Annotated in this window: 9 protein-coding genes; 3 read left to right on the top strand and 6 right to left on the bottom strand. The window is 67.4% G+C overall.

Annotated elements, in window-relative coordinates:
* Positions 1–21 precede the first annotated feature (21 nt).
* The 6 genes from WJU27_RS15395 to WJU27_RS15370 form a co-directional block, all read right to left on the bottom strand.
* Positions 22–1,695 (bottom strand): nitric oxide reductase activation protein NorD, encoded by a 1,674-nt coding sequence (locus WJU27_RS15395; RefSeq protein WP_341422641.1) that lies wholly within the window; start codon positions 1,693–1,695, stop codon positions 22–24.
* Entirely contained in the window at positions 1,679–2,485 is an 807-nt protein-coding gene (locus tag WJU27_RS15390) for a CbbQ/NirQ/NorQ/GpvN family protein (RefSeq protein WP_445928441.1), read from the bottom strand. The genes WJU27_RS15395 and WJU27_RS15390 overlap by 17 nt, the downstream gene beginning before the upstream one ends.
* A gap of 20 nt (positions 2,486–2,505) precedes the next feature.
* Positions 2,506–3,546, bottom strand: a complete 1,041-nt coding sequence (locus tag WJU27_RS15385; RefSeq protein ID WP_020163039.1) for an aliphatic amidase — start codon at positions 3,544–3,546, stop codon at positions 2,506–2,508.
* Between the two features lie 187 nt (positions 3,547–3,733).
* Positions 3,734–5,425, bottom strand: a complete 1,692-nt coding sequence (locus tag WJU27_RS15380) for a SulP family inorganic anion transporter (RefSeq protein ID WP_341422639.1) — start codon at positions 5,423–5,425, stop codon at positions 3,734–3,736.
* A gap of 179 nt (positions 5,426–5,604) precedes the next feature.
* Entirely contained in the window at positions 5,605–6,420 is an 816-nt protein-coding gene (locus tag WJU27_RS15375; RefSeq protein ID WP_341422638.1) for a spherulation-specific family 4 protein, read from the bottom strand.
* Positions 6,421–6,627: 207 nt separating this feature from the next.
* A complete protein-coding gene (locus WJU27_RS15370) occupies positions 6,628–7,293 on the bottom strand; it encodes a GntR family transcriptional regulator (RefSeq protein WP_341422637.1) in 666 nt (221 codons plus the stop codon).
* Positions 7,294–7,501: 208 nt separating this feature from the next.
* On the opposite strand from WJU27_RS15370, the gene scpA reads away from it, so the two are divergent.
* The 3 genes from scpA to WJU27_RS15355 are packed head-to-tail and all read left to right on the top strand — an operon-like array spanning position 7,502 to position 12,177.
* Complete coding sequence (scpA, locus tag WJU27_RS15365) at positions 7,502–9,655, top strand: methylmalonyl-CoA mutase (protein WP_341422636.1); 2,154 nt, start codon at positions 7,502–7,504, stop codon at positions 9,653–9,655.
* The gene (gene meaB / locus WJU27_RS15360; RefSeq protein WP_341422635.1) at positions 9,652–10,626 is read left to right on the top strand and encodes a methylmalonyl Co-A mutase-associated GTPase MeaB; all 975 of its coding nucleotides are present in this window, start codon (positions 9,652–9,654) and stop codon (positions 10,624–10,626) included. Before scpA ends, meaB begins: the two co-directional genes overlap by 4 nt.
* A gap of 18 nt (positions 10,627–10,644) precedes the next feature.
* Positions 10,645–12,177 (top strand): acyl-CoA carboxylase subunit beta, encoded by a 1,533-nt coding sequence (locus tag WJU27_RS15355; protein ID WP_020163045.1) that lies wholly within the window; start codon positions 10,645–10,647, stop codon positions 12,175–12,177.
* The last annotated feature ends 180 nt before the right edge of the window (positions 12,178–12,357 follow it).

The raw sequence follows: 12,357 nt of genomic DNA, 5'->3' as shown, positions 1-12,357 counted from the left end.
GCCAGCGGACGCGGTGGCGGGTCAGCTGCGCCGCAGGCCGGACAGCAGCGAATCGACGATGTGCCGCGGATCGACGGCAACACAGCGGCCGGCGGCGAAGGCATGGCGCAGCGCCGACGGCGCGGCCGTGCCGACGTGCAAGCACTGCACCGTCACGCCGGCGCGGCGCGCTTCGCCGACCGCCTTTTTCACATCCTCAAGCAGATAGCGCGGGTCGTGCACGTCGATATCGTGCGGCTCGCCGTCGGTCAGCAGCACGATCAACGGACGCTCGCCCCGCGCATGCGCGGCGGCGTGACGCAGCGCGGCGCCGATGCGTGTCGAGCCGTGACTGCGCAGCCCGGCAGCGCGGGCGCAGACGCGCGCATCCAGCGCGCCGTCGTGCTCGTCCTTCAGGTGCTGCACGCGCACGCGATGTCGCGTATCCGACGCGAAAGCCCACACGCGGACAATGTGAGCTTCGCGTTCGAGTGCGTGCGCGGCCAGCAAGGCGGCGTCACGCAGGTGTTCGAGCAGCGGTCGGCCGTCGGCGCAGAGGTGCGCGGTGGAGGCGGACGCGTCGATCAGCAGCAGCACGTCGCGGCCGCCGTCCGTCGCATGCGCTGCGCGATACAGCCGGGACGGCGGCCGCGTACGTGTGCGCAGCGCGACGCCCGCCTCGATCAGCGCGTCGGTGTGCAGCACTTCGCCGTCGCGTTCGCGGCCGCTGCCCGGACGCCCCGCTGAGCGACGGTGCGCAGTGGGCAGCCGGCGGATCTGCGCTCGCAGTCGTGCGCGCAGCGCCGTGGCGTCGACTTCGAGCGGGCGGCTTTCGATCACCGTGCACCAGTCCGGCCGCAGTCGCGCGATCAGGCGATCCCACTCCGGATACTTCAGCATGCGCAGCGGCGCTTCCGACCACAGCGCGGTGGTGCCGCCTTCGCCCTGGTCTGCGCCGCCGGTCGCCTGCGGCGGTGGGCGTTCCGCCGTGACATCCTTGTCGTCGTCACCGCTGCCGTGGCTGTCGGCGTCCTCGCGTTCGAGCGGCGTGGCGGACGGCGGCAGGCTGTCGTCGGCGATCCACAGGTGGTGGTTGTCGTCGCGATAGGCCGGTTCAACCCGCCAGCCGGCGGCATTGAAATTCAGGCGCATCTGCCCGATGTCGTTGCCGAGCAGCGATGCCGCCGCGCGCAGCCGCTGCGGCGTATCGAGCGCGAGCATGCCGTCGGCCGCGAAGAACAGCCGCCGCACCTTGGCGATCCAGGCGTGGCCGTCGGCATGCGCCGGGTCGAACAGCGCATGCGCCAGCCGCACCAGCAGCGCGTCGAAGCCGTTGCCGTCGTCCGGACCGGCGACATGGAAGGGCGCCCACAGCGTGCGCAGGCCCGGCAGGTCCCGCATCGCCAGCCATTCAACGCGGGCGTCCTCCAGCGTTTCCAGCAGCACGCGCTGTATCGGCTTCAGTTTCGCGCGCGGTTGCGGCGTGCCGCCGAATGCGAGGTGGGAAGCCGCGTGGGCAGCGCGGGCGCGGGTGAGCAGCGCGCCGTCTGCTGGCAGATGCAGCACCGGCCGCGTGCCGGCGCGCGACAGGACCGCGCGCGGCCGGTCGTCCGGCGTGGCGAGCGTCGCCAGCCGCGGCTGCACCGACCACAGCGCATCCAGATAGATGCCCAGCGGACGTCCGCCGGGCAGCGCTGATTCAGGCGACGCAGGCATCGACCATGGCGGCCAGCGCCTGACCGACTTCCGGGTCGTCGGACAGCGGCACCGCGATGGCCTGCAGGCAGGCGGCGCGGGGTGCCAGGCCCTCGGCGATCAGCAGGCCGGCGTGGATGAGCATGCGGGTGGAGGCGCCTTCGTCCAGTTCGTCGCCGGCCAGCCGGCGCGTGCGCTCGGCCAGCGTCACCAGTTGCTTCGCGATGGCCTCGTCAACGCCGGACTCGTGCATCACGATGGCCGCCTCGCGTGCCGCGTCCGGGTAGCCGAATTCGAGCGCGGTGAAGCGCTGCCGGGTCGATGCTTTCAGCGTCTTGTGCACGCCGTGATAGCCCGGGTTGTAGGACACGACCAGGCGGAAATCCGGGTGCGCGTGCAGCAGTTCGCCGGTGGCGGCCAGCGGCAGCTGGCGGCGCGCGTCGGTCAGCGGGTGGATGAGCACCGTGGTGTCGGCGCGCGCTTCCACCAGCTCGTCCAGATAGCAGATCGCGCCGAAGCGCACCGCGCGCGTCAGCGGGCCGTCCTGCCAGCGGGTGCCGCTGGCGTCGAGCAGGAAGCGCCCGATCAGGTCACCGGCCGACAGGTCTTCGTGACAGGCGACGGTGATCAGCGGCAGACCGAGCCGCCAGGCCATGTGCTCGACGAAGCGCGTCTTGCCGCAGCCGGTCGGGCCCTTCAGCATCAGCGGCAGGCCGCGCGCGTGCGCGGCCTCGAAGGCAGCGATTTCGCCGCCGACCGGCGCGTACCAGGGTTCGCCCCGGATGCGCCAGTCGTGCAGCGGATCGGCCAGTTCGGCTGTTTCCTGCACCTTCACTTGTGACCGACGGTAGAGGGATTGGGCAGACCTTCGATCGGGCATTCCTCGGTGCCGACGGTGTCGCGCGTGAAGGCTTCGACCGCCTTGCGCGTGCCTTCCGGGTCGTTGATCCACTTCGAGTAGAAGTCGTAGGGGCAGGTCGCCACGCCCTTGTCACCCTCGCGCGAATTGATGAGGCCGGTGTAGCCACGGTGCAGCAGCTTGAACAGGTGGTTCTCCGACTGGCCGTTCTTGCGGAAATCGCGGATCAGGCTCTTGGACAACGCCGCGTACTGCATGCCCATTTCCTCCTCGCCGCATTCGCCCAGCGTGCGGCCGTCGAAGCCGACGATGGCCGAGTGGCCGAAGTAGGTGTAGACGCCGTCGAAGCCGGCCGCGTTGGCGACCGCGACATAGCAGTTGTTGGCGAAGGCCATGGCTTTCGCCATCGTCACCTGCTGCTCCTTGGCCGGGTACATATAGCCCTGACAGCGCACGATCAGTTCGGCGCCCTTCATTGCGCAGTCGCGCCAGATTTCCGGGTAGTTGCCGTCGTCGCAGATGATGAGACTCACCTTCAGGCCCTTGGGACCGTCCGACACGTAAGTGCAGTCGCCCGGATACCAGCCTTCGATCGGCACCCAGGGCATGATCTTGCGGTACTTCTGGACGATTTCGCCCTGGTCGTTCATCAGGATGAGCGTGTTGTACGGCGCCTTGTTCGGGTGCTCCTCGTGCCGTTCGCCGGTCAGCGAGAACACGCCCCACACCTTGGCCTTCCTGCAGGCGGCCGCGAAGATGTCGGTTTCCTCACCAGGGATGGCGGAGGCCGTGTCGTACATCTCCTTCGAGTCGTACATGATCCCGTGCGTGCTGTACTCCGGGAAGATGACCAGATCGAGCCCGGGCAGGCCGGACTTCATGCCGACGATCATGTCGGCGATCTTGCGCGCGTTGTCCAGCACCTCGGCCTTCGTGTGCAGGCGCGGCATCTTGTAGTTGACGACGGCGACGCCGACCGTGTCCTTGCTGCTCGAAATGTCCCCGTGGTGCATGAGTGGCCTCCGCTGCGGAATGGGTGGAAAAGAAGTTCAAGACTTCCCATTCTGCGAATGCGGCCGGCGCGGCCAATACGGTGAACGACGTATCGGCCGGCCGGAACTCTCAAGAAAACGCTGGGCCGTTCCCGAGTTTTCTTGACCCACTCGGGGGGGCTGACGCGAAGCGGCAGGTCTGGGGGGCTCAGGTGTAGCTGACGGCTGGCGTTTTCGGGCGCACTGCCTGCGCGCGCAGCAGGGCGTCCGTCAGATTGCCGGCGATGTTGTCCTCCCCCAGACGCGCGGCAAAGCCGGAGCGGCGGATCAGCGAGGCCGGCTGGTCGTTCAGGTCGCACAGGATGAGCGTGGCGCCGCGCCGCGCGAGGTTGCGCTGCAGCGACTGCAGGATGTCGAGGCCGGTGGTGTCGATGCTGATCACCTTTTCCAGGTCGAGGATGACTGCGTCCGGATGGCCGTCCTGCATCAGCAGCAGGTTCTCCAGCTTGTTGGCGGCGCCGAAGAACAGCGAACCGGTCAGCCGGTAGGCCAGTATGCGCGGCGTGCCGTCGGCGCGCGCGAGTGCTTCGATGCCGTAGTGCTCTTCCAGCGGCAGGCGATCGATGCGCGTCAGGTCGGACATGCGGTAGATGAAGAACAGGCTGGCCAGCACCATGCCCAGTTCCACCGCCAGAGTCAGGTCGAACACCACGGTGACGAAGAAGGTGGCGAGCAGGATGGTGCGGTAGGGCGCCGAATAGCGGCGCAGCTCCGACGGTGCGAAGGCGTGCCACTCACCCATGTTGATCGACACGACGACGACGATGGCCGACAGCGTCGCCAGCGGGATGTGCGCGGCCAGCGGTGCGGCTGCCAGCACGATGGCGAGCAGCACGCCGGCGTGCAGCATGCCGGCCACCGGGGTGCGGCCGCCGGTACGCACATTGGTGGCGGTGCGGGCGATGGCGCCGGTGGCCGCGAAGCCGCCGAACAGCGGTGCGGCGACATTGGCGATGCCCTGCGCCATCAGTTCCTGGTTCGGGTCGTGCCGGTCGTCGATCTGGCTGTCCGCCACGCGCGCCGACAGCAGCGACTCGATGGCGCCGAGCAGCGCGATCGCCAGCGCCGGTGCGATCAGTTTACCGAGCAGGCCGAGCGACAGTGCCGGCAGACCGACGTCCGGCAGTTCGCGCGGAATGCCGCCGAAGCGGCTGCCTATGGTGTCGACCGGAAGCTGCAGCAGCGCGTTGGCTGCGGTGGCGATCAGCAGTACCGCCAGCGGTCCGGGCAGCCGGCGCATCCAGGCGATGTCCTTCGCCACGCGGTTCCAGCCCAGCAGCACGGCCAGTGAGGCGAGCGACAGCGACAGCGTCGGCAGGTCCAGCGTCGGCAGCGCGTCGAACAGCGCGCGCATCTTGCCGAAGAACTCGCCCGGCAGCGCGTCGATCTTCAGCCCGAGGAAATCCTTGATCTGCGAAATGAAGATGACGACGGCAATGCCGTTGGTGAAGCCGATCACCACCGACAGCGGGATGAAGCGGATCATGCTGCCGAGCCGGAAGGCGCCCATGGCCAGCAGCATGACGCCGGACATCATCGTTGCGATCAGCAGGTTCTGCACGCCGTAGTCGGCGACGATCGCGTAGATGATGGGAATGAAGGCGCCGGTCGGGCCACCGATCTGCACCCGTGATCCGCCGAGCGCGGAAATCAGGAAGCCGGCGACGATGGCGGTCCAGATGCCGGCGGTCGGCGACATGCCGCTGGCGATGGCGAAGGCCATGGCCAGCGGCAGCGCCAGTACGCCGACGGTCAGGCCGGCCGACAGGTCGCCGGAAAACCGGCCGCGGTCATAGCCGGGCAGCGTGTCGAGAAGCTTGGGTCGGAAGCTGAAGTTCATGGTGTCTCCGCAATGAGAAGTGGCGCGAAACGCGTCGCAAGAGGCGGTGCGGAGACGGGTGCCCGTGGCCGGTGTGGCGCAGCACGACCCAGCGCTTGGTCGGGGTCAGCGGCATGGTGGACGGCCACGGGTGTTCATGCCGGCATTGTGTTCGCGGCCGGCGCCGCGTGTCCAGCGCCTCAGCGGCGACGGCGCAGCCGGGCTGCGATCAGGCCGAGGCCGGCTGCCAGCGTCGCCCAGGCGGAAGGCTCCGGCACCGCGGCCACGGCGGCGGTCTGGGCCGCCCAGTAGGACGGCAGCGTGTCCCACGGGTTGCTGATGTCGTCGTCGGTGACATAGACGTGGCCGACGTTCATTGCGCGCGCGCGGGCGATCACCGCCTGCATCGCGGCGGCGTCCGGCACTTCGTAGACCAGGTGGGCGAAGCGGTTGGCGTCCTGCGACTGTGTCCAGGCGTCCGCTTCGTAGCCAGCGTATTCGGCGGCCGGGCTCTCGAAGGTGACCAGCACGTCGGCGGTCGCGAGGTAGTCCGGAGCGGTCTGCGTGCCCGGATTGCCGACGATGAAGCCGCTGCCATCGAGCCCGCGGATGTAGTCGTGCAGCGACTGGTAGTAGCCGAGGTGGGCCGTGTCGTTCGACATTTCGTCGATGAAGATGCCGTCGACGCCATACAGCGTGTAGTAGCGGTCGATTTCCGCGCGCACCGTGGCGGCGCTGCGCGTGCCGTAGCTGGTGTGCACATAGCCGATCACGCGACCACCGGCTGCCTGCAGGCTGCCCACCACGGCGGTGTAATTCGTGTCGAGCGTGCTGCCCGGCCCGCTGTCCGGATTCAGGATGGCGGTGATGCCGACCTCGGGCGCCGAGTCGGTCAGCGTCTGCCAGTAGCTCGCGCCCTCGTCGGCCGGATAGAAGTAGGCGGGAACCAGCAGTTCGAGGGCATGCGCGGTGGGCATGAACAGGGCGAGCAGGGCGGTGGCGACAGCGGATTTCACGGCGACTCCCGGATAAGGTCAAGGCGGATGCATCCTGCGCCGGTGCCGGCGAGGAGGCAATCGCCTTTACGGCCGGCGCTGCCACGACTGTAGGCGCAACCCTTTGATCGCGACGCGCGTTCCGGCGGCTGTCGGGTTCGGAAGCCACCTCCCACAGAACCCCGGCTCCGGCCACGACGCGGCCGGGGGCGAGACCTCCTGCAGACGTCAGCTGCTCAGCGCCTTGCGGCTGCTTTCGATGTGTTCCTGCATCGCCCGGCGGGCCGCTTCGGTGTCGTGCGCCTGCAGTGCGGCGAGCAGCACGCGGTGCTCCTCCAGCGACGCGACGAGGCGCCCTTCGAGGTAGAGCGAATCGTGCCGCTGCAGCTTCAGCACCGCGCGCAGTTCGTCGATCATCTGCGCCATGCGGCGGTTGCCGGCGATGTGATGGATGAGCAGGTGGAAGCGCTGATTGGCGTCGAAGAAGCGGTCGATGTCGCGCGCGGCTGCGCTGTCTTCCAGTGCCTGGTGCAGCGCGGCCAGTTCGGCCAGGTCGGCGTCGGACGCGCGGCGGGCGGCGCCGGCGGCGCACTCGCCTTCCAGCAGCGCCATGATGGGATAGATCTCTTCCAGGTCGCCGCCGCTGATCTGCGCGACGTAGCAGCCGCGGCGCGGCTTCAGCACCACCATGCCCTCGGTGGCGAGCACCTTCAGCGCCTCGCGCAGCGGCGTGCGCGAAATACCGTACTGGGTGGCGAGCGCCTGTTCGTCTATCCACTCGCCGGGCGCCATCGCGTGGCTCTGGATCAGCCGGCGCAGACGGTCCGCGACCTCTATATATAGAGCGCGCGGAGCGATTGCTTCGGCGGCGGGGTTCAGGGTTTCACTGTTCATGTGTGTTTCGAGTCTGGCGCGGAGGTAGGGCGAAAAAGCCGGTTGCAGCCGGACGCCAGAGATCGTCACCGGCTGCGTTTTCTGCAACGCAACATCCGCTTGCATTCATAATTATGGATAAAGTATTCTCCGTTGCGCGCTGAGTCAAGCCGGTATCCGACCGATGCCGTGCCGGCAGCGCCGACCCGCAATCCGCAAGGACAGAACCATGGCCGACACGACGGGCAGCGCCCACCCTGATTACGCAGCGTGGCTGAAGGCTGCCGCCAAATCCGCTCCCGGCGGCGACCCGGCCAATCTGGACTGGAAGACGCCAGAAGGTCTGACGGTGAAGGCGCTATATACCCGCGCCGACGTCGAAGGCCTGCCCAACGCCGACACGCTGCCCGGCTTCGCGCCTTTCGTGCGCGGCCCGCAGGCCACGATGTACGCGGCCCGTCCGTGGACCATCCGCCAGTACGCCGGCTTCTCGACCGCCGAAGAATCGAACAACTTCTACCGCAAGGCGCTGGCCGCCGGCGCCCAGGGCGTGTCGGTCGCTTTCGATCTGGCCACCCATCGCGGCTACGACTCGGACAACCCGCGCGTGGTCGGCGACGTCGGCAAGGCCGGCGTCGCGATCGACAGCGTCGAGGACATGAAGCGGCTGTTCGACGGCATTCCGCTCGACAAGATCAGCGTGTCGATGACGATGAATGGCGCCGTGCTGCCGGTGCTGGCCGGCTTCATCGTCGCCGGCGAGGAACAGGGTGTGCCGCAGGCCCAGCTGTCGGGCACCATCCAGAACGACATCCTCAAAGAGTTTATGGTGCGGAACACCTACATCTATCCGCCCCAGCCGTCGATGCGCATCGTTGCCGACATCATCGAGTACACCGCGCGCAACATGCCGCGCTTCAACTCGATCTCGATTTCCGGCTACCACATGCAGGAAGCGGGCGCGACCCAGGGCCTGGAGCTGGCGCTGACGCTGGCCGACGGCATGGAGTACGTGCGCACTGCAATGGCGCGCGGCATGGACGTCGATGATTTCGCCGGGCGACTGAGCTTCTTCTTCGCCATCGGCATGAACTTCTATCTGGAAGTGGCCAAGCTCCGCGCGGCACGACTGCTGTGGAGCCGCATCATGGATGGCTTCGGCGCCAAAAGCGCCAAGTCGAAGATGCTGCGCACCCATTGCCAGACCTCGGGCTGGTCGCTGACCGAACAGGACCCGTACAACAACGTCGTGCGCACCACGGTCGAGGCGATGGCCGCGGTGTTCGGTGGTACGCAGTCGCTGCACACCAACAGCTTCGACGAAGCGATCGCGCTGCCGACCGAATTCTCGGCCCGCATCGCGCGCAACACACAGCTCATCCTGCAGGAAGAGACGCACATCACCAACGTGATCGACCCGTGGGCCGGCAGCTACATGATGGAAAAGCTGACCCAGGACATGGCCGACCACGCCTGGGCCATCATCGAGGAAGTCGAGCAGATGGGCGGCATGACCAAGGCGGTCGAATCCGGCTGGGCCAAGCTGCAGGTCGAGAAGTGCGCGACCGAGAAGCAGGCGCGCATCGACTCCGGCCGCGACGTCATCGTCGGTGTGAACAAGTACAGGCTGGACAAGGAAGACGCGCTCGACGTGCTGGTGATCGACAATGTCGCGGTGCGTGAGTCGCAGGTGGCGCAGCTCGCGCGCATCCGCGCCAGCCGCGACGCCGCGGCGGTGAATGCGGCGCTGGCGGCACTGACCACCGCCGCCGAATCCGGCCAGGGCAATCTGCTCGAACTGACGGTCGCCGCGATGCGCGCACGCGCCACGGTGGGCGAGGTGTCGGATGCGCTGGAAAAGGTGTGGGGCCGTCACCGCGCGAGCACGCAGGCGGTGAGTGGCGTATATCAGTCCGTGGTGGCCGATGACGAAGGGTGGGGTGCGATGAAGGAGGAGGTCAGCCAGTTTGCCGAAGAGCAAGGTCGTCGCCCGCGCATCCTGATCGCCAAGCTGGGCCAGGACGGCCACGACCGCGGTGCCAAGGTGATCGCCACCGCCTTCGCCGACCTCGGCTTCGACGTGGACATCGCGCCGCTGTTCCAGACGCCGGAAGAGGCGGCGCGCCAGGCGATCGAGAACGACGTGCATGCGGTCGGCGTGTCGACGCTGGCGGCCGGTCACAAGACGCTGGTGCCGCAGCTGATTGCGGCGCTGCGCGCCCAGGGCGCGGACGACATCGTGGTGGTGGTCGGCGGCGTCATTCCGGCGCAGGACTACGACGAGCTGTACGGCCACGGCGTGTCCTGCGTGTTCGGCCCGGGCACCCCGATCCCGAAGGCGGCGAAGGACACGCTGGACGCGATCCGGACGAAGGTCGCGTGATCGAAGCGTCCGATCAGACCCTGATCGATGGCGTTCTGGCCGGCCAGCGCCGCGCGCTGGCCAAGACCATCACGCTGATCGAATCGACGCGCGACGATCACCAGCGGCGCGCGGGCGAGGTGCTGCGCACGCTGCTGCCGCGCACCGGTCGTTCGATCCGCGTCGGCATTTCCGGCGTGCCCGGCGTCGGCAAGTCCACCTTCATCGAGGCGCTCGGTCTGGCCTTGATCGCGAAGGGGCACAAGGTGGCGGTGCTGGCGATCGATCCGTCGTCGACGGTCACCGGCGGTTCCATCCTCGGCGACAAGACCCGCATGGAGCACCTGACGCAGAGCCTGGATGCCTTCATCCGTCCGTCACCGTCGGCCGGCAGTCTGGGCGGCGTGGCGGCGCGTACGCGCGAAGCCATGCTGGTGTGCGAGGCGGCCGGTTTCGACGTGGTCATTGTCGAAACCGTCGGCGTCGGGCAGTCGGAAACCGCGGTGGCCGGCATGACCGACGTGTTCGTGCTGCTGCAGCTGCCCAATGCCGGTGACGACCTGCAGGCGATCAAGAAGGGCATCGTCGAACTGGCCGATGTGGTCGTGTTCAACAAGGCCGACCTCGACGAAACCGCGGCCGAACGCGCAATGCAGCAGATGAAGGGCGCGCTGCACCTGCTGCGCGCGGCCTCGCCTGACTGGACGGTGCCGGTACTCAAGGTGTCGGCGGTGAAGCATGCCGGGCTGGATGATTTCTGGTCGGCCATCCTGCGCTATCGCGATGCCATGCAGGCCAGTGGCGCCTGGGAGGCGCGGCGCAGCCGGCAGGCGCTGGACTGGATGTGGGCACTGGTCGACCAGGGCCTGCGTCATCGTTTTGAACATCATCCGGCGGTGCGTGCCGCGCTGCCGGACATTCGCGCGGCGGTGGCCGCCGGCACCCTGCCCGCATCGGCGGCCGCACTGCGGCTGCTGCAGGCGATGGACTGAATTCACGGAGGACTGACGATGCAAGACATCATCCGCAAGCTCGACGAAAAGCGCGAGAAGGCCCGGCTCGGTGGCGGCCAGCGCCGCATCGACGCGCAGCATGCGCGCGGCAAGCTGACCGCGCGCGAACGCCTCGAAGTGCTGCTCGACGAAGGCAGTTTCGAAGAGTGGGACATGTTCAAGGAGCACCGCTGCACCGATTTCGGCATGGCCGACGACTCGGTGCCGGGAGACGGCGTGGTGACCGGCTACGGCACCATCAATGGCCGGCTGGTGTTCGTGTTCTCGCAGGACTTCACCGTGTTTGGCGGCTCGCTGTCCGAGTCGCACGCGGAAAAGATCTGCAAGGTGATGGACCAGGCAATGAAGGTGGGTGCACCGGTGATCGGTCTCAACGATTCGGGCGGCGCCCGCATCCAGGAAGGCGTCGCCTCGCTCGGCGGCTATGCCGAGGTGTTCCAGCGTAATGTGATGGCGTCCGGCGTCATTCCGCAGATTTCGCTGGTGATGGGCCCGTGTGCGGGGGGCGCCGTTTACTCGCCCTCGATGACCGACTTCATCTTCATGGTGCGCGATTCGAGCTACATGTTCGTGACCGGCCCGGAAGTCGTGAAGACGGTGACGCACGAAGAAGTGACCGCCGAGGACCTCGGCGGTGCCACGACGCATACCACCAAGTCCGGCGTCGCCGATCTCGCGTTCGAGAACGACGTCGATGCGCTGATGTACACGCGCCGCCTGTTCAACTACCTGCCGCTGTCCAACCGCGAAAAGCCGCCGGTACGCCCGAGCACCGATCCGACCGACCGCCTCGACCCCAGCCTCGACACGCTGGTACCGGCCAATGCGAACCAGCCCTACGACATGAAGGAGCTGATTCTGAAGATCGTCGACGACGGCGACTTCTTCGAGATCCAGCCTGACTACGCGAAGAACATCGTCGTCGGCTTCGCACGCATGGAAGGCAGCACGGTCGGCATCGTCGCCAACCAGCCGCTGGTGCTGGCCGGCTGTCTGGACATCAAGAGCTCGATCAAGGCGGCGCGCTTCGTGCGCTTCTGCGACGCTTTCAACATTCCGGTCATCACGCTGGTCGACGTGCCGGGCTTCATGCCGGGCACGGCGCAGGAATACGGCGGCATCATCAAGCACGGCGCCAAGCTGCTCTATGCCTACGCCGAGTGCACGGTGCCCAAGGTGACGGTGATCACGCGCAAGGCCTACGGCGGCGCCTACGACGTGATGAGTTCCAAGCATCTGCGCGGCGACGTGAACTTCGCCTGGCCGAGTGCGGAAATCGCGGTGATGGGGCCGAAGGGTGCGGTGGAAATCATCTTCCGCGAAGAGAAGAACGATCCGGCCAAGATCACCGCGCGTGAAGCCGAGTACCGCGAGAAGTTCGCCAACCCCTTCATCGCTGGCAAGCGCGGCTTCATCGACGACGTGATCATGCCGAGCGAAACGCGCAAGCGCATCTGCCGCTCGCTGGCCATGTTGCGCGACAAGCAGATCGAGAATCCGTGGCGCAAGCACGGCAACATTCCGCTGTGATGGTGCGAGAGGAACACTGAACATGATTACGAAAATCCTGATCGCGAACCGCGGCGACTCGCAGCGCGGTCGCGCTGCGATCCCTACTTCCCGCTTCACACGCGCAGCGTGTGGCAGCGATCTCGCAGCGGAGACTTCCCATGTTTGAAAAGATCCTGATCGCGAACCGCGGCGACTCGC

Source organism: Methyloversatilis sp. NSM2 (assembly GCF_038066675.1).
Lineage (GTDB): Bacteria > Pseudomonadota > Gammaproteobacteria > Burkholderiales > Rhodocyclaceae > Methyloversatilis > Methyloversatilis discipulorum_A.
This window is presented reverse-complemented; position numbering and strand designations above follow the sequence as displayed.

Excerpts from the sequence above, each read along its gene's own strand:
- WJU27_RS15355 (WP_020163045.1), top strand. The coding sequence starts at position 10,645 with ATGCAAGACATCATCCGCAAGCTCGACGAAAAGCGCGAGAAGGCCCGG.
- WJU27_RS15395 (WP_341422641.1), bottom strand. The coding sequence starts at position 1,695 with ATGCCTGCGTCGCCTGAATCAGCGCTGCCCGGCGGACGTCCGCTGGGC.
- WJU27_RS15370 (WP_341422637.1), bottom strand. The coding sequence starts at position 7,293 with ATGAACAGTGAAACCCTGAACCCCGCCGCCGAAGCAATCGCTCCGCGC.
- WJU27_RS15385 (WP_020163039.1), bottom strand. The coding sequence starts at position 3,546 with ATGCACCACGGGGACATTTCGAGCAGCAAGGACACGGTCGGCGTCGCC.
- scpA (WP_341422636.1), top strand. The coding sequence starts at position 7,502 with ATGGCCGACACGACGGGCAGCGCCCACCCTGATTACGCAGCGTGGCTG.
- WJU27_RS15380 (WP_341422639.1), bottom strand. The coding sequence starts at position 5,425 with ATGAACTTCAGCTTCCGACCCAAGCTTCTCGACACGCTGCCCGGCTAT.